This window comes from Blastochloris viridis (assembly GCF_001402875.1).
Lineage (GTDB): Bacteria > Pseudomonadota > Alphaproteobacteria > Rhizobiales > Xanthobacteraceae > Blastochloris > Blastochloris viridis.
Genome location: NZ_CP012946.1, coordinates 3118049 through 3141658 on the forward strand (window position 1 = coordinate 3118049; position 23610 = coordinate 3141658).

Genomic DNA, 23610 nt, shown 5'->3' on the forward strand with positions numbered 1-23610 from the left:
CACCAACGGGGCGGCGATGGCGGACGTCATCAAGCAACAGCAGCTCGGCAGCGTCCGTCGGGAGTTCGCGCCCTGGGCCGATCCCGGCGCGAAGACGCTGATTCGGTTCGACGCCGTGACCAAGCGGTTCGGCGAGGTCACTGCGGTCGACGCCGTCTCGCTCGACATCTTCGAGCGCGAGTTCTTCGCCCTGCTCGGCCCCTCCGGCTGCGGCAAGACCACCTTGATGCGGATGCTGGCCGGCTTCGAGGCGCCGAGCGAGGGCCGGGTGGTGCTGGGCGGTGAGGACATCACCGCGGTTCCGCCCTACCTGCGCCCGGTCAACATGATGTTCCAGTCCTACGCGCTGTTCCCGCACATGAGCGTGGCCGGCAACATCGCGTTCGGGCTGAAGATGGACGGCCTGGCGCGGTCTCGCATCGAGGCCCGGGTCGCCGAGATGCTGAAGCTGGTGCAGCTCGAAGGGCTCGGCGAGCGCCGGCCCAACCAGCTCTCCGGCGGCCAGCGCCAGCGCGTGGCGCTGGCCCGCTCGCTCGCCAAATCGCCCAAGGTGCTGCTGCTCGACGAGCCGATGGCCGCGCTCGACAAGAAGCTGCGCGAGGAAACCCAGTTCGAGCTGATGCACCTGCAGTACGAGCTGGGCATGACCTTCATCATCGTCACCCACGACCAGGAGGAGGCGATGACCGTCGCCGACCGCATCGGGGTGATGGACAAGGGCCGGCTGGTCCAGGTTGGCACCCCGGCCGAGATCTACGAGCAGCCCAACTCCCGCTACGTCGCCGACTTCATCGGCGATGTCACCTTGTTCGAGGGCACGCTGGAGGGGCGCGAGGGTGAGGTCGCGGTGGTGCGCGAGCGGGCGTCGGGCGCGCTGCTGCGCGCGCACGCCGGCACGGCCGATGCCGCGCCGGGCGCAACCGTGTGGATCGCGGTGCGGCCGGAGAAGACCAAGCTCTCGCCCGACCCGCTGCCGACGGCGACCCCCAACGTGCTGGCCGGCGAGGTGTTCGACATCGCCTATCTCGGCGATCTGTCGGTGTACAAGGTGCGCCGGCCGGACGGCGGCTTCATGAAAGCGTCACAGCCCAATGCGACGCGTCTGGTGCAACGGCCGATCGGCTGGGACGACAAGGTATGGCTGTCGTTCGCGCCGGAAGCCGGGGTGCTGCTGACGCGTTGACACACGTGATCCTGTCATGAGCCCCGCCGTCATTGCCTGCGCCCTGCTGACGGTTCTGCTGTGGGGGCCGGCCCCGGTCGGCACCAAGTTTGCCGTCGAGGGCATGTCGCCGCTGGCCGCCGCGGTTCTGCGCACCGTTCTGGCGGGCGGGCCGGCGCTGATCCTGGCGCTCGCCCTGCGCATTCCGCCGCCCGAAGGCTGGGCGAACAGGCTGGTGCTCGCCATTTCCGCGGTCAGCGGCTTCATTCTCTACCCGCTGCTGTTCAGCTTCGGCATGGCGCGCACCTCGGGCGTGCATGGCGCGATGATCCTGGCGCTGTTGCCGATGGTCACCGGCGCCATCGCCGGCATCGTCGATCGAAGGCCGCCCGCCCTGCGCTGGTGGCTCGGCTGCGCCATCGCGGCGGCGGGCGAGGCCCTGCTGATCGGCTCGCGCAGCGATCTCAGCGCGGGAGGCGGCGATCTGTTCGGCGACCTGCTGGTGCTGTGCGGCGGCGTGTTCGCCGCGGCGGGGTATGTTGCCGGCGCCAAGCTGAAGGAGAGGGGCTATCCGGCCCAGGGCACCACCTATTGGGCGCTGGTCATCGCCTCGCTGATCCTGGTTCCGCTGCTGCCCGGCGTGGTGTCCGGCGTCGCATGGGCGGCCATGCCGCGATCGGCCTGGATCGGCCTGCTCTATCTGGTGGTCGGGGTGTCGGTGGTCGGCTACATCTGCTGGTACTGGGCGCTCGGCCGGGGCGGCATCCAGCGCGTAAGCGTGTTCCAGTTCCTGCAGCCGGCGTCCGGCGTGGCGGCGGCGGTACTGCTGCTCGGCGACAGCTTCGACCTCACCACGCTGGCCGCCATCGTCATCGTGATGTCGGGGGTGTGGACCGCCACCCGCACCCGGCCTTCATGAACGAGTCGCGACGCCATGCCATGGGTACCGGCCATTGGTCCTGGCCAAGTGGGCGATCTGCTGAAACGATAGGATGGCGCCGTGCCGCTCGCGGCGCGGCGATGGGGACGACCGGATGAACCAGACGCATCGCCGCAACGCCCGCCTCGACCGGCTCGCACTGATCGGCGTGCCAGCGCTGTGGCTCACGCTGTTCGTGCTGGTGCCGTTCGTCATCGTGGTGCGGCTGTCGCTGTCGGAAAGCGCGATCGCGATGCCGCCGTTCGAGCCGGTGTTCGATCTCTCGGCCGGCCTCGCCGCGTTCGCCGAGGCGCTCGGCCAGCTCGATTTCGACAAATACGTCTTCCTCACCACCGACCCGCTCTATCTGGAATCCTACCTCTCCAGCATCCGCATCGCCGGGCTGTCGACGGTGCTGGTGCTCGCCATCGGCTATCCGCTCGCCTACGCCATGGCGCGGGCGCCGCGGCGGCTGCAGCCGCTGCTGGTGACGGCGGTGGTGCTGCCGTTCTGGACCTCGTTCCTGATCCGCATCTACGCCTGGATGGGCATCCTGGCGCGTGACGGCTACATGAACCAGGCGCTGATCGGGCTCGGCGTGATCTCCGAGCCGATCGAGCTGCTGTCCACCGACAGCGCGGTGATGATCGGCATCGTCTATTCCTACCTGCCGTTCATGGTGCTGCCGCTCTATGCCAGCCTGGAGAAGATGGACGAGACGCTGCTGGAAGCCGCCGCCGACCTCGGCTGCCCGCCCTGGCAGGCGTTCTGGCGCATCACCGTGCCGTTGTCGCTGCCCGGCGTGGTGGCGGGCTGCCTTCTGGTGTTCATTCCTGCGGTCGGCGAGTTCGTGATCCCCGACCTGCTCGGCGGCTCCGACACCTTGATGATCGGCAAGACGCTGTGGACCGAGTTCTTCGCCAACCGCGACTGGCCGGTGGCCTCGGCGGTGGCGGTGGTACTGCTGGTGGCGCTGCTGGTGCCGATCGGCATCTACCAGAACGTCCAGGCCCGCCAGTTGGAGGCGAGCCGATGAAACGGTTCGGCGCGTTCCATATCGTGGTGCTGGTGGTCGGCTTCGTGTTTCTCTATCTGCCGATCCTGCTGCTGGTGGTCTACTCGTTCAACGCCTCGCGCCTCGTCACGGTGTGGGCCGGATTCTCGACCCACTGGTACCAGACGCTGTGGCAGAACACCCAGCTGATCGACGCCGCCCGCGTCAGCATGATGGTGGCGGCGGTGTCGGCGAGCATCGCCACCGTGCTCGGCACGCTGGTCGCCATCGTGCTGGTGCGGCTCGGCCGGTTCCGCGGCCGGCTGGTGTTCTCCAGCCTGGTTTATGCGCCGCTGGTGATGCCGGAGGTGATCACCGGGCTGTCGCTGCTGCTGCTGTTCGTCGCGGTGGAGTTCGACCGCGGCTTCTGGACGGTGACGCTGGCCCACGTCACCTTCACCTTGAGTTTCGTCGCCATCGTGGTGCAGTCGCGCCTGTTGTCGTTCGACCGCTCGCTGGAGGAAGCGGCGCAGGACCTCGGCTGCCCGCCGGCCGAGACCTTCTTCCGCATCACCCTGCCGATCATCCTGCCCGGCCTGATCGCCGGCTGGCTGCTCGCCTTCACGCTGTCGCTCGACGATCTGGTGATCGCCAGCTTCACCTCGGGCCCCGGTGCGACCACACTGCCGATTCAGATCTATTCCGCGGTCCGACTCGGCGTGTCGCCGGAGATCAACGCCGCGTCGACCATCTTGATCGCCGTCATCACGGTGGCGGTGGTTGCGTTCTCGCTCGTCACCAAGCGCTCGGAGGTCGAGCGCCAGCGGACCGAGCGCCGCGCCGCGTGAGGGGTTCATCGGGTTTCGGCTGATCGGCTCGGGATGGCCGTTGGTCGAGGGGCGCGTCTTTTCCCTCTCCCCTGGTGGGAGAGGGTGGCGAGGATGAGCGAAGCGAAATCCGAGCCGGGTGAGGGTATGTCAGCCTTCTGCGCGCAGGCCCCCTCACCCGCCTCGCGATCTTTACGATCGCTCGGCACCCTCTCCCGCAAGGGGAGAGGGAAGGAAGAGCCGAGCTGATCAAACGGAAATCGTATCAAACCCGGAGGGGGTCCATGTCCTACGTCCAGTCCATCGAGCGCGCCCGCGAGGAAACCATCGGCCGCGAAGGCGTGTCGGCAGCGGCGCTCGACGCCATGCTCGCCAAAGCCGAGGACGCGCTCGCGGTGGTGCGCTCATGGCACGCCGACGGCACCCTGCCGCTGCTGCGACTGCCGGAGGACACCGCCGAGGTCACGGCGCTCGGGCCGGTGGTCGCCCGGCTCCAGCACGCCGACGACATCGTCTTCCTCGGCACCGGCGGCTCGGCGCTGGGCGGGCAGACCGTGGCGCAGCTCGCCGACCACGCCGTGCCCGGCGTCGCGCCGTTCCGCGAGGGCGCGCGCGTCCACTTCATGGACAATCTCGACCCGCTCACCTTCGCCTCGTTCCTGGAGCACCTGCCGCTGGTGACGGCGCGGTTCGTCGCCATCTCCAAGTCCGGCGGCACCGGCGAGACCTTGATGCAGACCATCGCCGTGCTCGATGCGCTGAAGCGGGCCGGGCTCGAATCGCGCATCCCCGAGCTGGTGTTCGGGCTGTCGGAGCCGGCCAAGCCCGGCAAGAAGAACGGCCTGCGCACGCTGCTGGAGAGCTACGGCGTCACCATGCTGGACCACCACACCGGGGTGGGCGGCCGCTTCTCGGTGCTGACCAATGTCGGCCTTCTGCCCGCCGCCGCACTCGGCCTCGACGCGCTGGCGATTCGCGCCGGCGCCAAGGAGGTGATGGACACCGTGCTGTCCGGCGTTCCGGCGGCGCAGGTCGCCCCCGCGCTCGGCGCGGCGCTGGCGCTGGCGCTGGCCGAGGAGCGCGGCAAGACCATTGCCGTGGTGATGGCCTATGCCGACCGGCTGGCGATGTTCACGAAGTGGTACGTGCAGCTGTGGGCGGAGAGCCTGGGCAAGCAGGGCCACGGCACCACGCCGGTCGGCGCGCTCGGCCCGGTCGACCAGCACAGCCAGCTCCAGCTCTACCTCGACGGGCCGAAGGACAAGTTCTTCACCGTGATCACCACCAAAGTCGCCGGCAAAGGCCCCAAGCTCGACGCCGGGCTGGCGGCGCTGGCCGGCGAGCCCGACTTCGCCGGCCGCACCATCGGCGACCTCGTCGCCGCCCAGGGCCGCGCCACCGCCGACACCCTGGCGAAGAACGGCCTGCCGACCCGCACCATCCACGTCGAGCGGCTCGACGAACGCGCGCTCGGCGCGCTCTTGATGCACTTCATGCTGGAGACCATCATCGCCGCCCAGATCCTCGGCATCGACGCCTTCGATCAGCCGGCGGTCGAGGAAGGCAAGATCCTGGCGAAGAAGTACCTCGCCGAGAGCGCGTGATACCTGCAACGACCGCGGCGCCCTCATGCTGAGGAGGCGCGTCAGCGCCGTCTCGAAGCATGGGGGCGTGCAACCTCACCCTTCGAGACGCGGGCTGACGCCCGCTCCTCAGGGTGAGGTTTGATGTGTTGCCTGTCCGTCGGTCCTTTACCCCGCCCGGCTGCCGCCGAGGCGCAGGCCGGGCGCCGGGCGCTCCTGCAGCACCTCGCGGCGGAAGCGATAGAGCGCCGCCGGCCGGCCGCCGGTGGTGAGCGAGGTGTCGCCGGTCGGCTCGACCAGCGCGGCGGCCTCGACCAGCCGGCGGAAGTTCTGCTTGTGCAGGTGGCGGCCGGAAATCGCCTCGACGGTGCGCTGCAGCGCGGTGAGGGTGAATTCGGCCGGCATCAGCTCGAACACCACCGGGCGGTATTTCAGCTTGGCGCGCAGCCGGGCGATGGCGGTGGCGAGGATGCGGCGGTGGTCGAACCGCATCGGCTCGCCGAGCGGCGGCAGGCCGGAGCGCTGCAGCGCCGCCTCGCGGCCATCGCGCGCGGCTTCGGCAACCAGCCCGGCCTCGTAAAGCAGCTCGTAGCGGTCGAGCACCTTTTCCTCGTCCCACGGCCCCGGCTCGGTGCCGAACGCAAGCCGCGCCCGCTCGCGCCGGCCCAGCGCCCGGCCGGGATCGCACGCCGGCGACGCCTTGGCCCAGCGCTCGATCTCCGGCAGCACCACCTCGTCGAGGATGCGCGGCCGGCCGCCCCGCCAGTCCTCCCACGGAAAGAAGCGGTACCACGGCAGAAAGCCGGCGCCGGCGGCGGCGACCGCCTCCTTGTCCTCGGGCAGGCGCGTCAGCGCCAGATAGCCGACCGAGACCACGTGCGGGCCGGTGTCGCCCTCGCGGGCGTGACGGCCGCGGTCGCCGAAGGTGTAGAGCTGCTCGACATAGCCGATGGCGAGCGCGCTCTGCTCGGCGACGAAGGCGCGCAGCGCGATCTCGAAGGTGCGGTGCGCCAGCGGATCGAACGGACCGTACGGCAAGCCGAGTTCGCGGCCGCTGCGGGCGGCCAGGATGGTCGGCTCGTCGGCGTCGAGCGCGACGATGGCCGCGGCGAGGCCGATTTCGAGGGCGGTGCGAAGGTCGCTCATGCCATCAGGGTCGGAAACGGCGCGGAGGAAAGCTCCCCGTTATGCGCGAGGAGCGGCGGCCACTCAATCGAGCGATAGGTAGAACGGCACGCCCTCCGGGCGTTCGACGCCGCGGCCGATCGCCTCGACCGCCGCCACCATGCGGCCGCCGCGGCCAAGCAGGGCGTCGGCGTGGCGCACGATGCGCAGATTGGGCGTGGCGGTCGGCGAGACGGCGCGCATGGCGCGGGCGATGTCGAGCTCGTCGCGCTCGGGCGCCAGCGCACACACCGCGCTGAAGGCCGCGGCGGTCGAGCGGCTGATGCCGGCCCAGCAATGCACCACCAGCGGCGCCTCGCGCACCGCATGCCAGCCCCGCACGAACTGCAGGAGCCGGGCGACGTGCGCCTCGCCGGGGGCGATGAAGCCCGGCACCTCCTCGACGATGTCGTTGATGCCGATGAACAGGTGGTTCGGTTCGGCGATGGTCGCCGGCCGCTCGACCGGCGTCGCGACATTGATCAGCGTCACCACGTGGCGGGCGCCGGAGGCGGCCACGGTGTCGTGGAGGCGCGCGAGCGAGCAGACGTGAATCATGCCGAAACCCCTTCGGCTGGAAACCGTTCGGCCAACAGTCTCCTACCAAATGGTGAAGATCCGATCGCGGTGCCAGCGCGACCTGGTTCGGACTTGCACTCGACGGCGGCCCGTCCGACATAGCATCATCCGGCGCCACCGCACGAGGGAATCGATGCTCGAAAGACCGATCGAAAAGGCCATCTTCCTCAGCCGCTGGATGATGGTGCCGTTCTATCTCGGCCTTCTCGTCAGCCTGGCGGTGCTGGTGGTGACCTTCATGCAGGAGCTTTGGCACCTGCTGACCCACGTGCTCGACACCAGTGAGGCCGACATCATTCTCGGCATCCTCGCCCTGATCGATCTGTCGCTGGCCGCCAACCTGGTGCTGATCGTGGTGTTCTCCGGCTACGAGAACTTCGTCTCCAAGATCGACGCCACCGGCCATCCCGACTGGCCGGACTGGATGACCAAGGTCGATTTTCCCGGCCTCAAGCAGAAGCTGATGGCCTCGATCGTGGCGATCTCGGCGATCCAGCTGCTGAAGGCGTTCATGCACATCGACACCACAAAAGCCAGCAGCTTCAACAACGATGCGCTGATGTGGCTGGTGATCGTGCACATGGTGTTCGTGGTGTCGGGCGTGATTCTGGCCTTGACCGACCGCATCAGTTCGGCCGGGCACGGCGACACCGACAGCAAAGACAAAGCCGACAGCGCGGCGCACTGACCGGCCACGCCGGCCGCTGGCGCGATCGGGAACCCGCCGTCTGCGGCGGCAGGTTTCGCCTCGCAACGCCCGCCCGCGCCATCGCGGATGGCGCGCCATCACGGCGCCGGCGGCTTTTCGCACACCAGATTGGCCGCCATCATCATCATGGTGTCGAGCATCGCCTGCTGCTGCGCGGCACTGAGGCCGCGTGAGGCACGACGGTTGATTTCGAGCGCGGCGGTCACCGCCGGCGCCTGAACGGCTCGGCCTCGCTCGGTGAGCCGCACCACTGCGCGGCGGCCGTCGGCGGGATCGGGCTTGCGGACGATCAGCCCGTCGCGCTCCATGCGGGACAGCGTCTGCGCCATGGTCGGCTGCTCGACCCGCACGATTTGCGCCAGCTCGGTCTGCGTCAGGCCATCGCGCTCCCACAGCGCCAGCAGAACCGGAAACTGTCCGGTGGTCAGCCCGAGCGGGGCGATGCGCTCGGCCAGCGCCCGCTCGAACAGCCGGGCCGCCAGATTGATCACATAGCCGAGCGAGCCATAGCGCGACATCAGCGGCGGCGAAGGATCCCCCGGCGCGACCGGCAGCGCCGCCTGTTCATTGGCCATCGTCGTCTCCTGCTCAGGTGCATCCTTGACCTAACATAGGGACCTATGTAATAAAAGATAGGTTCCTATGTTTCTGCGTGTCGTCCCCGCGGGCGGACGCGCCCGCGGGGACCGCCACGACAGGGAAACCGTCCGTGTCACGATCGATCCCGTCAATGCAGGAGACCGTCATGAGCCAGGCTCCCTTCGACCTCGTCGCCAGCCCGCCTTTGCTGCGCCGGGCGCACCCGATCGCCGGCGCCCTCGCCATCGCCACCGTCGCCACCTTCTGGGTTTCGACCGTCGCGGTCGAACTGAACGGCACCCATGCCGACATTGCGCGCGTCAAGGGCGCCATCCTGTGGGGCATGCTGGTGCTGATTCCGGCGATTGCGCTCGCCGGCGCCTCGGGCTTCCGCCTCGGCCGCTGCTCGCTCAACCCGCTGGCGATGGCCAAGCAGCGCCGCATGCCCATCATTGCCCTCAACGGGCTGCTGGTGCTGGTGCCATCGGCGGTGTTTCTCGCCGCGCGTTCGGCCAGCGGCCAGTTCGACGACACCTTTTTCGCCGTTCAAGCCGTCGAACTGATCGCCGGCGCCCTCAACATCGCGCTGATGGCGCTGTCGGCGCGCGACGGCTTCCGGCTGGCCGGGCGCCTTCCGCGCTGACCTCCGCGGCGCGCCCCATGCCAAGCGTCATTGCCGAGGGCACGCCCCGCCGTTACCCCGGCGCGCGCTCGGCAATGAGGCGGGCCAGCGAGGCGCGAAGCTCCGGCAGGCCGGCGCCGGTGCGGCTGGAGGTGAGGACGAGGTCCGGAAACGCCGCCGGACGCTTCTTCAGCGCCGCTGCCACCGCGGCAACGGTGTCGTCCAGGGCCGCCTTCTTGGTTTCATCGACCTTGGTCAGCACCACCTGATAGGACACCGCCGCGCGGTCGAGCGTGTCCAGCACCGGCTTGTCGGTATCCTTCAGGCCGTGGCGGGCGTCGATCAGCACCAGCACGCGCGCCAGATTGGCGCGGCCGCGCAGAAAATCGTGGATCAGCCCGGTCCAGGCCGCGACCTTGTCCTTGCCGACCGCGGCATAGCCGTAGCCGGGCATGTCGACGAACGTCAGCGTGCCCCCGGCGGAAAAGAAGATCAGATCCTGGGTGCGGCCCGGCGTGTGCGAGGTGCGGGCCAGCGCGTTCTGCCCGGTCAGGGCGTTGATGAGGCTGGACTTGCCGACATTGGAGCGGCCGGCGAACGCCACCTCGAGCCCGGTCATCGCCGGCAGCGAGGCAAGGCTGGAGGCCGCAGTGGCAAACCCCCACGGCGCGGCGAACATCAGCCGCCCGGCCTCGATCTCTTCGGGCGAAAACGGCTGGCTCGATGACATGGTCTGCTGGATCGTCATACCCGTGGCCATGAACCTCGCCTCATATGGTTTTCGCAACATCCGGTCGGGGTGGCTGCGCCGGTCGCGAGCCTTCGCGCCCGAATGGCATCGCCCAAAGACGCCGATGGCCGGGACGAGCCCGGCCATCGCGAAAGGTCGAACAACTCAGCGACGCGGTCAGTTCGCCGCCTTGTCCTTGCGCAACGTGCCCTTGAGGTTGTCCCACAGCTCCACCTTCACGCCGTTCCTGCGCATGATGTAGGCCTGCTGGGTGATCGAGAGCGCGTTGTTCCAGGTCCAGTAGATCACCAGGCCGGCCGGGAAGCTCGCCAGCATGAAGGTGAACATCACCGGCATCCAGGCGAAGATCATGCGCTGGGTGGGATCGGTCGCCGGCGGGTTCAGCTTCATCTGCACCCACATGGTGACGCCCATGATCAGCGGCCAGGCGCCGAGCATCAGGATCGCCGGCGGCGCCCAGGGGATGAGGCCGAACAGGTTGAACACCGTGGTCGGATCAGGTGCGGCAAGGTCGTGGATCCAGCCGTAGAACGGCGCGTGCCGCATCTCGATGGTGACGAACAGCACCTTGTAGAGTGCGAAGAACACCGGGATCTGGATCAGCACCGGCCAACAGCCCGCCAGCGGGTTGATCTTCTCCTTGCGATAGAGCTCCAGCATCGCCTGCTGCAGCTTCATCTTGTCGTCGGCGTAGCGATCCTTGATCGCCATCATCTGCGGCTGCACCGCCTTCATCTTGGCCAGCGACGCATAGGACTTGTTGGCCAGCGGGAAGAAGACGATCTTGATCAACACCGTCACGATGAGGATCGACAGGCCGAAGTTGCCGACCAGCTTGTAGAAGAAGTCCAGGCCATAGAACAGCGGCTTGGTGAAGAAGTAGAACCAGCCCCAGTCGATCAGCAGCTCGAACTTCGCGATGCCGTACTTGACCTCATAGCCATCGACGACCTGCACCTCCTTGGCGCCAGCGAACATCCGACCCGTGACCTCGGTCTTGGCGCCGGGCGCGATCTGGATGGCGTCGGACAGATAGTCGGTCTGGTAGGTCTTGAGCTGGCCGATCTGGCCGGAGGAGAACCGGGCCTGCATCGGGGTCGACTGGTCCGGGATCAGCGCCGCGGCCCAGTACTTGTCGGTGATGCCGAGCCAGCCGCCGGTCGACTTCCACGACTGCGGCGCCTCGGCCGCCTTCGAATAGCTGACCTCCTGCAGGCCGGCGTCGCCGAACACGCCGATCAGGCCCTCGTGCAGGATGTAGTAGCCGGAGACGGCCGGCGTGCCGTGGCGCGAGATCAGGCCGTAATTGTAGAGGCTGACCGGATCGGTGCCGGTATTCTCGACCTGGTCGGTGACGGTGAACAGATAGTGCTCGTCGACCGCGATGGTGCGGCGGAATTGAAGGCCCTTGCCGTTGTCCCAGGTCAGCACCAGCGGGTTGGTCTCGCTGAGCGGCTCGCGCGAGGCCGGCGTCCATTCGGTGTCAGGACCCGGCAGCGGCACGTTGACGTTCGGCGGCGCGACCCAGCCGAACTCGGCATAGAACGGGTGCTCGCCATTGGAAGGCGACAGCAGCACGATGCTCGGGCTCTTGGGGTCGACGGTCTCGTGATAGCGGCGCAGCGCCAGATCGTCGATGCGGCCGCCGCGCAGATTGACCGAGCCCTTGAGCCGGGCGGTCTCGATGGCGACGCGCGGCGAGGCGGCGAGCGCCTCCGGGCGGCTGACGGCCGGGGCCGTCGCGGCGCCGGATGCCGACGGGGCGGACGTGCTCGGAGTGGTCGGCGCAGGCGGCTGGCCGGCGGCCGGCGCCGGGGTCTGCTGAACCTGCTGGGTCTGCTGGGCGATCTGCCGCTGCTTCTCGACCTGCGGCACGGCAAAAAAGTACTGCCACGCCAGCAGCACGATGAGCGACAGGCCGATGGCCAGCGCTAAATTCTTGTTGTCATCGCTCATCGCGATCTTCTCCGGTACGCGCTGGCGTCGCCGTACCGGGATGGCTCCGGCGGTCGCCAGCGTGGACGCGGCTGAGCGTCCGCGCGAACTCTCGGGCCAGCTCCGCGAACGGAGCGTTGATGGCGTCGCGCCGAGCCACGACGACATAATCGAACCCGGGCGGGATTCGATCCGCCTCCTGGCGCACCATCGCGCGCAGACGGCGTCGGATACGGTTCCGCTCGACCGCGGTGCCGACCTTCTTGGTAACGGTTAGGCCCAGCCGCGGGCCGGCGTCGTCGCCGCGGCTGCGGCTCTGTAGCACAAAGCTGCGGGCGTGCGCACGCACGCCACGCTGTGCGGCGAGAAAATCTGCGCGTTTTCGAAGTCGATCCATCGCAGCTCGGAATCCGGGGCTGCAGGGTCGGCGCCAGCCTTAAGCGGACAGCCGCTTGCGGCCTTGGGCGCGGCGCAGGGCGATCACCTTGCGGCCGCTCTTGGTGGCCATGCGGGCACGAAAGCCGTGGCGACGCTTCCGCACCAGCTTGCTCGGTTGATAGGTCCGCTTCACGTTCGATCTCCGGAAGTTGCGGCGCGAGCCTCCTCCGCTCCCGAGGGACGCGGATCAGGCCCGAGGTCGTTGATGGCGCCTCTCCGTCGCGCCGCCGAGGCGGCGGCTGCGGACGACGCCGGTGCTGCAGAAAACGTTGCTCAGCCGGGCGCTGGCTTTCAGGCCACAGGTCATGGCTCCGGAAGCCGCCCCGGCTGCGGGTTGGCGGGCTTATACCGGCGCTGCCGGCGAAGTCAATCAAAGCCGGCGTGCCGGTCCCGGCAAAGCCGGGTCCCGGACCGGGCGGCCGCGGCGGCGGACGCATGCCCTCGCCGCGACGTTGATCAGCGTTCCTCGTCGTCCTCGACGTCGCCGATCACGTCGGAGAGGTCGTCGTCGCCCTCTTCCTCTTCCTCGAGGAAGGCCTCGTCATCGTCGTCGAGCGTCTCGTCCTCGATCTCGATGTCGTCCTCGGAGGTCACGGCCTTGCCGGTATCCTCCTCGGCCTCCTCGAGCGGCACGATCTCGACCTCGGCGCCCTCTTCGACCTCGGCCTCTTCATCCTGCGAAGGCGGCGGCGCCGCCCGCGCCACCGGGCCGCGCGCGGCGACCCGGCTGGCAACCGGATCGAACATGCTGCGCGGATAACTCTCGCCAGTATAGGGCGAAACGATCGGGTCTTTGTTCAAGTCGTAAAACTTGCGCCCTGTGACCGGGCAGACCCGCTTGGTGCCGAGTTCATCTTTGGCCACCGCGGACGTCCCTTCGAAAATGTCTTCGGAGAATGGATGCGGTTAGCGGCGCTTGCGGTTCCCGTCAATCCCCTCCCGCGTCGCGGTTGACGGCCCAGGCCGCCCATGTCACAGCCCGGCCGAGTCTTACCGGCCGACGCGAGGGCCCGCCGATGAACGCTCATTCCGCACCGACACCTGCCACCGCCGGCAAATCCGGGCCGCTGCGCGGCCAGATTCGCGCGCCGGGCGACAAGTCGGTTTCGCACCGTGCCTTGATCTTCGGCCTGCTCTCCTGCGGCACCACCGAGATCGGCGGCCTGCTGGAGGGCGCCGACGTGCTGGCCACCGCCCGCGCCTGCGCGGCGCTCGGCGCCAAGGTCGACCGGCTGGGCGAGGGGCACTGGCGGGTGCAGGGGGTCGGCGTCGGCGCCCTGCTCAACCCGACCGAGACGCTCGATTTCGGCAATTCCGGCACCGGCGCCCGGCTGATGATGGGCGTGGTCGCCGGCCATCCCGTCACCGCCCGGTTCGACGGCGATGCCTCCCTGCGCAAACGGCCGATGAAGCGCGTGCTCGATCCGCTCGCCTTGGTCGGCGCCCGCGTGCTCGAAGGCGCCGAGGGCGGCCGGCTGCCCCTCGTGCTCGAAGGCGCCCGCGAGCCGCTGCCGGTGACCTTTGAAACCCCGGTGCCGTCGGCGCAGGTGAAGTCCGCGGTGCTCCTGGCCGGCCTCGCAGCGCCAGGCGAGACCACCGTGATCGAACGCGAGGCGACGCGCGATCACACCGAGGCGATGCTGGCCTATTTCGGCGCCGACGTCCGCGTGGTCCCTGAGGGCGCCCATGGCCGCCGCATCACGCTGGTCGGCCGGCCGGAGCTGACGCCGGCCAAGGTGATGGTGCCGTCCGACCCCTCCTCCGCCGCGTTCCCGCTGGTGGCGGCGCTGCTGGTCAAGGGCTCCAAGCTGGCGATCGACGGGGTGATGGCCAACCCGCTGCGCAACGGCCTCGTGGTCACGTTGCGCGAGATGGGCGCCCGCATCGAGACGCTGGACGAGCGCCGCGAGGGCGGCGAGGCGGTCGAGGACCTCGTGGTCCAGTTTTCGGAGCTGACCGGGGTCGACGTGCCGGCCGAGCGCGCGCCATCGATGATCGACGAATATCCGATCCTCGCCGTCGCCGCCGCCTATGCCAGGGGCGTGACCCGGATGCGCGGGCTCTCCGAACTCAAGGTCAAGGAAAGCGACCGGCTGGCGGCGGTGGCCGACATGCTGCGCGCCGCCGGCGTCACCTTTGCGATCGAGGGCGACGACCTGATCGTCGAAGGCCGCGGCCCCGGCTCGGTGCCGGGCGGCGGCACCGTCACCACCCACATGGACCACCGTATCGCCATGAGCGGGCTGGTGCTGGGGCTCGCCGCCGAGGCCGGCATGACGGTCGACGACGTCGCCTTCATCGCCACCTCGTTCCCCGACTTCGTTCCGATGATGCGCCGGCTCGGCGCGGAGATCGCCTGATGTCCGCCTACGTTCGACCCGACGCCCTCGTGATCGCGCTCGACGGCCCCGCCGCCTCCGGCAAGGGCACGCTGGCCAAGAAGATCGCCGGCCAATTCGGCCTGCCGCATCTGGACACCGGCCTGCTCTACCGCGCCGTCGGCTGCGGCGTGCTCGACCACGGCGGCGACCCCGGCAACGTCGCCGCGGCGATCGAGGTGGCCGCAAAGCTCGACCTCGCCGCCCTCGACGAGGCCCGGCTGCGCGGCGCGACGATGGGCGAGGCGGCCAGCCGGGTTGCCGCCATCCCCGAGGTGCGGGTGGTGCTGCTCGACCTTCAGCGCCGCTTCGCCGCCCAGCCCGGCGGCGCGGTGCTGGACGGCCGCGACATCGGCACGGTGATCTGCCCCGACGCCAAGGTGAAGATTTTCGTCACCGCCACCCCGGAGGTGCGGGCCGAGCGGCGGTTCAAGGAGCTGGCCGGCCGCGGCGAGGCGGTGACGTTCGAGGATGTGCTGGCCGATATCGAGCGCCGCGACGCACGCGATTCGAGCCGAACCACCGCGCCGCTGGTCGCCGCTGCGGATGCGCACTTGCTCGATACCACCACTTTGGATATAGACGCGGCGTTTCGGGCGGCCCTCGACATCATCGGTCGCAGGTAGCGCGAGCGGCTGGGTTCAACTCCCCTGCCGCCCTCGGCTCCCTGTCGTTCCTGTCACCGGTCCTCCGAATCGAACCCTGTCCCGATCGACGTGGTTCACGCGCCGGCCCGCCGGAAACTCCGGCGGCTCGCCCGATCAGCTATCGGGCGCGCGTTGAGCGGGACGTATTGCAACACGTGACGCCGGCGCCGCCAACGTAACCATTTCAGGACACTGCATGACCTCTGTCGCCGCTCCGACCAAGGAGGACTTCGCCGCACTTCTCGAAGAGAGCCTCGCCCATACCGAGCTCAATGAGGGAACGGTCGTCAAAGGCATCGTCGTCGGGATCGAGAAAGACCTCGCCATCATCGACGTCGGCCTCAAGACCGAGGGTCGCGTGCCGCTTCGGGAGTTTGCCGGCCCCGGCCGCGAAGCCGCGCTCAAGATCGGCGACACTGTCGAAGTCTATCTGGACCGGGTCGAGAACGCGCTCGGCGAAGCGGTCATCTCGCGCGACAAGGCCCGCCGCGAGGAGAGCTGGGGCAAGCTGGAGAAGGCATTCCAGAACAACCAGCACGTCAGCGGCGTGATCTTCTCCACCGTCAAGGGCGGCTACACCGTCGACCTCGACGGCGCCGTGGCGTTCCTGCCGCGCTCGCAGGTCGACATCCGCCCGGTGCGCGACGTCGGCCCGCTGATGCATCAGCCCCAGCCGTTCCAGATCCTCAAGATGGACCGCCGCCGCGGCAACATCGTGGTGTCGCGCCGCACGGTTCTCGAAGAGACCCGCGCCGGGCAGCGCCAGGAGTTGGTGGCCTCGCTCGAGGAAGGCCAGGTCATCGACGGCGTGGTCAAGAACATCACCGATTACGGTGCGTTCGTGGACCTCGGCGGCATCGACGGCCTGCTGCATGTCACCGACATCGCCTGGCGCCGTGTCAACCACCCGTCCGAGGTGCTGAACATCGGCCAGCAGGTCAAGGTCAAGATCATCAAGATCAACCACGAGACCCACCGCATCTCGCTCGGCATGAAGCAGCTGCTCGCCGATCCGTGGGAGGGAATCGATAAGCGCTATCCGGTCGGCACCCGCTTCAAGGGTCGCGTCACCAACATCACCGACTACGGCGCCTTCGTGGAGCTGGAGCCGGGCATCGAGGGCCTGATCCACGTCTCCGAGATGAGCTGGACCAAGAAGAACGTCCACCCCGGCAAGATCGTCTCCACTTCCCAGGAGGTCGAGGTCGCGATTCTCGAGGTGGATCCGGTCAAGCGCCGCATCTCGCTCGGCCTCAAGCAGACCCTGCGCAACCCGTGGGAGCTGTTCGCCGAGAAGCATCCGCCCGGCTCGACCGTCGAAGGCGAGGTCAAGAACAAGACCGAGTTCGGCCTGTTCCTCGGCCTCGACGGCGAGGTCGACGGCATGGTCCACCTGTCCGACCTCGACTGGAACCGTCCGGGCGAGCAGGTGATCGACGAGTTCAAGAAGGGCGACGTGGTGCAGGCGGCCGTTCTCGACGTCGACGTCGAGAAGGAGCGTATCTCGCTCGGCATCAAGCAGCTCCAGGGTGACCCATTCGTCACATCGGGCGAGGTCCGCAAGGGCTCGATCGTCACCTGCGAAGTGACCGAGGTGAAGGAAGCCGGCCTGGAGGTGAAGATCGCCGGGTCCGACCTCACCGCCTTCATCAAGCGTGCCGAACTCGCCCGTGACCGCGCCGACCAGCGGCCCGAGCGGTTCGCCGTCGGCGAGAAGTTCGACGCCCGCGTCACCCTGCTCGACCGCCGTGCCCGCAAGGTTACGGTGTCGATCAAGGCGCTGGAGATCGCCGAGGAGAAGGAAGCCGTGGCGCAGTACGGCTCGCAGGATGCCGGCGCTTCGCTCGGCGACATCCTGGGCGCGGCCCTCAAGGAGCGCGAGAAGCAGCGCCGCTGAGGCGAGGCTTCGCGATTCATTCAAGCGGCCCCGGCGGATTTCCGCCGGGGCCGTCGTCGTTACGGCCCGCGGGGGTAACGCCGCGGGCCGTTGAATTTTGCCGGTGCCCAGTCCGGGATCGGCGACTTGGTGAACGCCGCTGCGGGCGGTGCTGCCGGAGGCCTCAGTGCTGAAACGTGCCGGGACGTGGGCCCACCACAATCCCTTTCTCCTGCTGGTGCTGACCGCGATGATGTGGGCCGGCAACGGCGTCGCCGCCCGCCTTGCCGTCGACCACATCTCGCCGATGGCACTGACCTCGCTGCGCTGGATCGTCACCTGCGCCGCCATGGCGGCGTTCGCGTGGCGACCGGTGGTCGAGGCCTGGCCGCAGTTGAAGCCGCGGATCGGCTATCTGGTGGTGATGGGCACCATCGGCTTCAACGGCTTCAACGTGCCGTTCTACTGGGGCGCCCACCACACCTCGGCGGTCAACCTCACCATCATCCAGGGCTCGATCCCGGTGTTCGTGATGCTGGGCGCGCTGGCGCTGTACGGCACCCCGATCACCGGGCTGCAGGCGCTCGGCATGACCGTCACCCTGGTCGGGGTCGCGGTGCTGGCGTCGCAGGGCGAGATCGCCCACCTGATCGGGCTCGACTTCAATGTCGGCGACCTCGGCATGATCCTCGCCTGCCTGCTCTATGCCGGCTACACCATCGGCCTGCGCAGCCGGCCCACCGTCTCCGGCCTCGCTCTGCTCGGGGCGCTGGCGGTGGTGGCGGCGGTGACGTCGGTGCCGCTGGTGGTGATCGAGGCGGCAAGCGGCGACCTGATGTGGCCGGACGCCACCGGCCTGCTGATCGTCCTCTATGTCGGCCTGCTGCCCTCGCTCACCGCGCAGATGCTGTTCATCCGCGCGGTCGAACTGATCGGGCCGGGCCGAGCATCGCTGTTCGTCAATCTGGTTCCGGTGTTCGGCGCGCTGTTCGCGGTGGCGATCCTGGCCGAGCCGTTCGGCGTCTACCACGCCGCCGCCCTGGCGCTGGTGCTGGGGGGCATCGCGCTGGCCGAACTGCGGCGGTAGAGCATTCTCCGCAACCGTGGAGTCCGGCGTTGCCAGAGCGAATGCGATGCCTCATACGGCTTCGGGTCGATCACGCCGGGATCCCGGAAACACCCCCGCCGGGGCCACCCTCGCCACGGCCGAGCCGAAGCCCGACCATGACGATGGCGGAGGACCGCGCCGATGAGAGGCGCATTTGCGAGCGGCCCAGGTTGCTGACACCCAGCCACCAGCATTCGCGGACGTTCGGTGGTGAAATCTTCAAGGTTTCGCCAGAACCCGCGATTGGAATCGACGACTTGTTACTTTAATCATACGGCATTCGGTCGCCGACTTGATCAGCCGGAACCCGTATCCCGAGCGCCGAAAATACGGATTGAAAGCCGGTGTTTCGCGGAGTTCTGTTGCGGAATCACGGCGCGATCCCAATAACCCGCATCGATTGGCCGCCGGAGTTCCGGTCCACCGTGGATGAAACCGCGCTGGCAGATCGACCGGCGCGGCCACCGTCGGCAATAGCCTAGCCCTGACGGCTGAGCTTTCTCCGCCTCATGGTAACGAGACTGCGGAGCTGCCGTCCCGAACCATGAGGTCGACCTCGGCGCTAAGGTCCCGCCTCATCCTTCAAGGCACCCGCTGTCGCGGGCTCCGCAGGATGAGGCGAGCTGGCATTGGCGGAAGGTCAAGCTCAAAGGCCGCGGTATCAGTCGTCCAGCTTGCCGATGTGATGCTGGGCGTAAAGCTCAAGGCCGAGCTTGCTGACCAGATCGAGCTGGGTTTCGAGGAAGTCGATGTGGTGCTCCTCGTCGCCCATCAGTTCCTCGAACAGGTTCTTCGACGGGAAGTCGCCAACCGACGCCGCGTAGGCCGCACCTTCCTGGTACAGCGCCCGCGCCTCGCGCTCGGCGGCGAGGTCGGACTCGAGCACTTCCTTCACGGTCTGGCCGATGCGAAGCGGATCGAGCGTCTGCAGGTTGGGAAGCCCTTCCAGGAAAAGAATACGCTCGACGAACTTGTCGGCGTGCGCCATCTCCTCGATCGATTCGGCCCGCCACTTCTTGGCGAGATCCTTGTATCCCCAATCCTCGAGCATCCGATAATGCAGCCAATACTGGCTGACCGCCGTCAGCTCGCTGCGCAAGCCACGGTTGAGATACTCAATGACTTTCTGGTCGCCTTTCATACATTCCTCCGACGCACCTGCGAATTGGAATAACTCTAATATAGTGGGCCGCAAGACGCAAGGTGCGCACTCCACCGCCAGTGCGACCCAGTTGCGTTATAGCCGAACTCGCGCAGGTGCTGCCAGAACCGTCTTTCGGAGGAAGCCCTATTCCGCCGCTTCCAGCATCGGCGGCCGTTCCGGCCGATGGGTGTCGTGCCGGCCGGCGTCATGATGGGAATGACCGTGGTGGGAATGGGTGTGGTGGGAATGGGTGTGGTGCGGGTGGGCGCCGTGGGAATGAAGCTGGCGTGGGTGGGCGTCGTGGCGGGGGTGGATGTTGTGGTGGGGAGGGGTGTGCCGATCGTGGCCGTCCTGATGACAGGCGCCGTTGCAATCGCATCCGGAGTGCTTGGCCTCGTCGAGCACCGCCTTGATCGAGCGTGCGCAACGGTGGCACTGGCCGTCGCAGCCGCCGAGGGTGCGGAACACATCGCCAACGGTACGCACCGCCGGGTTGCCGGCGGCGGCCGAGCGGATGTCGCGGTCGGACAGAACGTTGCAGGAGCAGACGATCATGCGGCGCTTCCCAATCATCGTTGCGAACGACTGGCATTCTCAGTCCCATGGAAATGCCCCGCTGTCCATCGAGAACACCCCCAGGCTCGTCAAATTGGAATTTGTCTGAACTGCACGGTGCCCGATTCGGCGCGGCGCATCCGGCGACGCCGGCGCCGTTCGGGCGCAGCGATCTTGCCGCCGGGCGCGCGGCCGCGGCCTCCGGGTTTGGGCCACTCAAGACGGACGCCGAATTAAACGAACGGCCCCGGATGCTGACGCATGGGGCCGCCGAGACTCGCAGATTTTCGGCGCCGCCGGCCGGCTGCCGCCGCCGCTGGTGCTATTCCGCCAGCACGCGGGTCGGCGGAAAGATCACTTCGACCATGGTGCCGGCGTTGACGCTGGAGCGGATGGCGAACGCAGCGCGATTGGCCTCCACCAGCGCCTTGGTCAGCGGCAGCCCGAGCCCGGTACCATCGCCGCGCGGGCCACGGCTGGACGTGGTGATCTGGCGGAACGGCTCCAGCGCCGCGGCGATGTCGGCCTCGCTCATGCCGACACCGGTGTCGCGCACCCGCATCACCACCTCGCCGGCGTCCGACAGCGCGGTGGACAAGATGACCTGCCCGCCCGGCTGGGTGAAGCGAATCGAGTTCGACAGCAGGTTCAGTGCCACCTGACGCATCGAGCGGGCGTCCGCCACCACCGGCGGCAGCCGCGGCGCCAGCGAGGTGCGGATGATGATGCGCTCGCGATTAGCCTGCGGCTGCATCAACGCCATGCACTGCGTCAGCACGTCGTTGAGGTCGACGCTGACGAAATCGAGGTCGAGCTTGCCGGCCTCGATCTTCGACAGATCGAGCAGATCGTTGACCAGCGAGACGACGTGGGTGCCGGAGGTGTGGATGTCCTTGAGGTAATCCTTGTAGCGCGGATTGCCGACCGAACCGAACCGCTCTTCCATCATCACCTCGGAGAAGCCGATGATGGCGTTGAGCGGCGTCCGGATCTCGTGACTGATCTTGGCAAGGAAGTCCGACTTGTGCGAGTTCGCCCGCTCGGCGGCCTGGCGTGCCGTCACCAGTTCCTCCTCGGCGCGCTTCCACTGGGTGATGTCGCGAAACACCGCACAGAACTTCGAGCCGTCCTCGGTGATGCGGCCCATGGTCATGAACAGCGGGATCAGCCCGCCCTCGCGGACGCGGCCGATCACCTCGCGGCCGTCGTTCAGCACGCTGGCAACGCCGCCGCGGAGCAGCCCGTCGATATAGTCGAACGCCGCGCGCTGGCTCTCCGGCGCGAACAGCAGGCCGAACGAGCGGCTGGCGAGTTCGCTGCCGTCATAGCCGAACAGCGCCTCGGCGGCGCCGTTGATGCTGAGGATGCGGCCGTCGCGGTCGGTGATGACGACGCCGTCGGTGGCGGTGTCGAGAATGGCGCGAAGCTCGCGCTCCGCCGCCTCGGCGGTGCGCAGCGCCAGTTCCAGCATGCGAAGCCGCTCGTCGACCGGGGTGTCGGTGCGACGCAGCACCAGCACCATCGCGACCTCGCCCTGCCAGGGCGCGGAGAACAGCCGCGCCTCGACCGGCACCGCCCGGCCGCCGGCACCGCGGATCGACAGCGCCTTGCCGTCGCTCTCGGCACCGGCAAGATCGCCGAGGTCGAACACCGCGGCGACGCCACCGGCGCGCTCGACCTCCTCGACCGCACCGAGGCCGACCCAGTCGAGCAGCGCCGGATTGGCAAACAGCACGCGGTCGCCGCGATAGACCAGCACCGCCAGCGGCAGCCGCTCAAGCACCGCGCGCTCGCCGTTGGCGACCGCGCGCACCGCAATCGTCGGCTCGGACGCCGACCCGGCGGTGGCGGCCGCATCCGGCCGTTGCGGCTCGGCCGCCGGACTCTCCGAGTCCGCGAGGGCGGAGACCGGCGGTTCGGGTTCTCGAAGATCCGGCGGGTCGGTGCGATCCGCAGTTTCGGCCGCGGTTTCGGCCCGCGGAGGCGCGGGCTCTGGCGCCGCGGCGGCCGCGGGGTCGGGAATCGCCCCGAGCATGCGGCCGATTTCGCGGAACGCCACCCGCTCGCCAGCCGACAGCGCCGAACGCGGCGTCTCCGGCTTCGCCGGCTTGGCGGGCGCCGGCTCGGCCGGGGTGCGCAGCTGCACCACGTTGGCGTCGGCGCTGCGGGCCGGCGGCGGCGCGGGCTGATCGAGCGGCGCCGGCGCCGTCTCGGCAGACCGCAGCGCACGGCAGACGCCGAAGCCGCGATAGCCCTGGAACACCCGGGCGCGGTCGAACACCGGCAGGCCGGCGAGGTCGACCAGCGCCAGATCATCGTAATCGGTCGACCACATCACGTTCACGCCCGACCAGGTGTCGTGCTTGGCAAGGGCGCGGCCGATGCGGCCGTCGGCGTCGAAACCGAGCCGGTCAGCAAGCTCGGCCAAGGTGCGGCCAATCACGTCGGCGGCACGCTGGCCGACCGCCTCGGCCAGTTCGGGCGACACCTGGGTCAGCCGGCCGGCGGCGTCGGTCTGCCAGACGAACCGCAACGGCAGGCGGCGGGCCGGGATCGCAGACCCGGTGGCGGCAGTGGCAGCGATGGGCGGCATATCGGTCACCGGCAGGGCGGGAGCGGTGGGTGCGGCGGTCTCCGGCGCCGGCGAGCCGGCCTCGGGCGCCGCTTCAGGCGTCGCCTCGGCTGGCAGCTCGGCCGGCGGCTCGGCCGGAGGTTCAGTCGCCGGCTCGGCCGGCGGTTCGGGCACCGGCGGTTCGGGCACCGGCGCGAGCGCGGCGGCAACCGGCTCCGCGACAATGGCGGCGGCAACGTCGGCACCCGCGGCAACCCGGACCGGCGCGATGGGCGCGGTGGGCACGGCAGCGGACCGGACCGGCGCGGCCGGCGGCGGCGCGGCCACGGCGGCCGGCTTGAGCCATCCCAGCAGCACGCGCGCGCCACCGACGGCGAGCGCCTGCAACGTGATGCGGTGTCCTGCGACCTCCCGCACGGCCGGACCCGAGGCGGCTTCGGCGATCCAGGCCGGCGCATCGCCGACCAAAGCGTTCAGCGAGGCGGCATCGATCGGGGCCACGGCGGCCGGGCTGCGCGCCAGCACGGTGCCGGCGGCATCGGCGACGAACACCGGCGGCGCAGCGATGGCAGCGATGAGGCGGGCGACCTCGGCCAGCGGCGCGGCGGCGTCGCCGCCCTCCTCCAGCGAGGCGATGGCGATGAGGTCGCCGAGCGCGGTGGCGGTGAGGCGGCGGCAGGCGCTGGTGACCGGGGCGAAGCGGGCGCCGGGCAGGCGCAGCCGTTCCAGCCGGGTTTCGCCGCCGCGCGACAGCACTCCCCGCAGGCGGCCGAGTTCACGGCGCAGCGGCGCGGCCTCCGGCAACGCGCGCCCAAGCGTCTCCGCCCCGCCGAGGGCGGCAAGGCCGCGGGCATTGGCAAGCACCACCGTGGCGTCGGGCAACAAAGCCCACGCCGGTCCCCGCCGAACAAGCAGCCCGGCGAGCGTGGCGTCGCTGAGGGCGGCGATCAGCCGATCAAGGTCGATCATCAGTCGCGTCCGACGCTTCTTTGTAACGTTCCGAGCTTTTCTACTCGCGATATTATTAGGAACTCGTCGACGTCGCGTCCATGTCAAGGCAGGCGTCCG

General features: G+C 68.9%; 22 protein-coding genes. 11 read left to right on the plus strand and 11 right to left on the minus strand.

The features are described from left to right. The first annotated feature begins 16 nt into the window (after positions 1–16). The 5 genes from BVIR_RS13570 (at position 17) to BVIR_RS13590 (ending at position 5506) form a co-directional block, all read left to right on the plus strand. Positions 17–1183 carry an ABC transporter ATP-binding protein gene (locus tag BVIR_RS13570; RefSeq protein ID WP_055038140.1) on the plus strand — a complete coding sequence of 389 codons (1167 nt, stop codon included), beginning with the start codon at positions 17–19 and terminating at the stop codon, positions 1181–1183. A gap of 16 nt (positions 1184–1199) precedes the next feature. After that, a complete protein-coding gene (locus BVIR_RS13575; RefSeq protein WP_055038141.1) occupies positions 1200–2081 on the plus strand; it encodes a DMT family transporter in 882 nt (293 codons plus the stop codon). A 115-nt stretch (positions 2082–2196) separates the two neighbouring features. Further along, complete coding sequence (locus tag BVIR_RS13580; protein WP_055038902.1) at positions 2197–3117, plus strand: ABC transporter permease; 921 nt, start codon at positions 2197–2199, stop codon at positions 3115–3117. Further along, positions 3114–3923: an ABC transporter permease gene (locus BVIR_RS13585; protein ID WP_055038142.1), complete on the plus strand. Its 810-nt coding sequence runs from the start codon at positions 3114–3116 to the stop codon at positions 3921–3923. Before BVIR_RS13580 ends, BVIR_RS13585 begins: the two co-directional genes overlap by 4 nt. A 263-nt stretch (positions 3924–4186) precedes the next feature. Further along, entirely contained in the window at positions 4187–5506 is a 1320-nt protein-coding gene (locus BVIR_RS13590) for a glucose-6-phosphate isomerase (RefSeq protein WP_055038143.1), read from the plus strand. A 147-nt stretch (positions 5507–5653) separates the two neighbouring features. Here BVIR_RS13590 and BVIR_RS13595 read toward each other — a convergent pair whose 3' ends face one another. Both BVIR_RS13595 and BVIR_RS13600 read right to left on the minus strand, forming a co-directional pair. Further along, positions 5654–6631, minus strand: coding sequence for an NUDIX hydrolase (locus tag BVIR_RS13595; RefSeq protein WP_055038144.1), 978 nt, complete (start codon positions 6629–6631; stop codon positions 5654–5656). 63 nt (positions 6632–6694) lie between these two features. Next, complete coding sequence (locus tag BVIR_RS13600) at positions 6695–7207, minus strand: tyrosine phosphatase family protein (protein ID WP_055038145.1); 513 nt, start codon at positions 7205–7207, stop codon at positions 6695–6697. A 154-nt stretch (positions 7208–7361) separates the two neighbouring features. Here BVIR_RS13600 and BVIR_RS13605 point away from each other — a divergent pair, with 154 nt between their 5' ends. Then, positions 7362–7916: a TIGR00645 family protein gene (locus BVIR_RS13605; RefSeq protein WP_055038146.1), complete on the plus strand. Its 555-nt coding sequence runs from the start codon at positions 7362–7364 to the stop codon at positions 7914–7916. A 98-nt stretch (positions 7917–8014) separates the two neighbouring features. Here BVIR_RS13605 and BVIR_RS13610 read toward each other — a convergent pair whose 3' ends face one another. Further along, the gene (locus BVIR_RS13610) at positions 8015–8512 is read right to left on the minus strand and encodes a MarR family winged helix-turn-helix transcriptional regulator (RefSeq protein ID WP_236823611.1); all 498 of its coding nucleotides are present in this window, start codon (positions 8510–8512) and stop codon (positions 8015–8017) included. A 170-nt stretch (positions 8513–8682) separates the two neighbouring features. Between BVIR_RS13610 and BVIR_RS13615 the strand changes: the two genes are divergently transcribed. Then, the gene (locus BVIR_RS13615) at positions 8683–9159 is read left to right on the plus strand and encodes a hypothetical protein (protein WP_417852034.1); all 477 of its coding nucleotides are present in this window, start codon (positions 8683–8685) and stop codon (positions 9157–9159) included. Between the two features lie 52 nt (positions 9160–9211). On the opposite strand, the gene yihA is transcribed toward BVIR_RS13615, so the two are convergent. From yihA to BVIR_RS13640, 5 genes are all read right to left on the minus strand, one after another. Then, on the minus strand, positions 9212–9868 hold the full coding sequence (gene yihA / locus BVIR_RS13620; protein ID WP_055038905.1) for a ribosome biogenesis GTP-binding protein YihA/YsxC: 657 nt from the start codon (positions 9866–9868) through the stop codon (positions 9212–9214). 177 nt (positions 9869–10045) lie between these two features. Further along, a complete protein-coding gene (yidC, locus tag BVIR_RS13625; protein WP_055038147.1) occupies positions 10046–11845 on the minus strand; it encodes a membrane protein insertase YidC in 1800 nt (599 codons plus the stop codon). Further along, on the minus strand, positions 11835–12221 hold the full coding sequence (gene rnpA / locus BVIR_RS16520; RefSeq protein ID WP_082417151.1) for a ribonuclease P protein component: 387 nt from the start codon (positions 12219–12221) through the stop codon (positions 11835–11837). Before rnpA ends, yidC begins: the two co-directional genes overlap by 11 nt. 39 nt (positions 12222–12260) lie before the next feature. Beyond that, entirely contained in the window at positions 12261–12395 is a 135-nt protein-coding gene (gene rpmH / locus BVIR_RS13635; RefSeq protein WP_055038149.1) for a 50S ribosomal protein L34, read from the minus strand. Between the two features lie 323 nt (positions 12396–12718). Continuing rightward, positions 12719–13126: a TIGR02300 family protein gene (locus tag BVIR_RS13640; protein ID WP_055038150.1), complete on the minus strand. Its 408-nt coding sequence runs from the start codon at positions 13124–13126 to the stop codon at positions 12719–12721. Between the two features lie 152 nt (positions 13127–13278). Here BVIR_RS13640 and aroA point away from each other — a divergent pair, with 152 nt between their 5' ends. The 4 genes from aroA (at position 13279) to BVIR_RS13660 (ending at position 18250) form a co-directional block, all read left to right on the plus strand. After that, positions 13279–14622: a 3-phosphoshikimate 1-carboxyvinyltransferase gene (gene aroA / locus BVIR_RS13645; protein ID WP_055038151.1), complete on the plus strand. Its 1344-nt coding sequence runs from the start codon at positions 13279–13281 to the stop codon at positions 14620–14622. Further along, the gene (gene cmk, locus BVIR_RS13650) at positions 14622–15266 is read left to right on the plus strand and encodes a (d)CMP kinase (RefSeq protein ID WP_055038152.1); all 645 of its coding nucleotides are present in this window, start codon (positions 14622–14624) and stop codon (positions 15264–15266) included. The genes aroA and cmk overlap by 1 nt, the downstream gene beginning before the upstream one ends. Positions 15267–15483: 217 nt before the next feature. Next, entirely contained in the window at positions 15484–17184 is a 1701-nt protein-coding gene (rpsA, locus tag BVIR_RS13655) for a 30S ribosomal protein S1 (protein ID WP_055038153.1), read from the plus strand. A gap of 166 nt (positions 17185–17350) precedes the next feature. After that, on the plus strand, positions 17351–18250 hold the full coding sequence (locus BVIR_RS13660) for a DMT family transporter (RefSeq protein WP_236823612.1): 900 nt from the start codon (positions 17351–17353) through the stop codon (positions 18248–18250). 682 nt (positions 18251–18932) lie between these two features. On the opposite strand, the gene bfr is transcribed toward BVIR_RS13660, so the two are convergent. From bfr to BVIR_RS13675, 3 genes are all read right to left on the minus strand, one after another. Beyond that, positions 18933–19412, minus strand: a complete 480-nt coding sequence (bfr, locus tag BVIR_RS13665) for a bacterioferritin (protein ID WP_055038154.1) — start codon at positions 19410–19412, stop codon at positions 18933–18935. Between the two features lie 147 nt (positions 19413–19559). After that, a complete protein-coding gene (locus tag BVIR_RS17350) occupies positions 19560–19970 on the minus strand; it encodes a (2Fe-2S)-binding protein (protein ID WP_055038155.1) in 411 nt (136 codons plus the stop codon). Positions 19971–20292: 322 nt separating this feature from the next. Next, positions 20293–23511, minus strand: a complete 3219-nt coding sequence (locus BVIR_RS13675) for a sensor histidine kinase (RefSeq protein WP_055038156.1) — start codon at positions 23509–23511, stop codon at positions 20293–20295. Between the last annotated feature and the right edge of the window lie 99 nt (positions 23512–23610).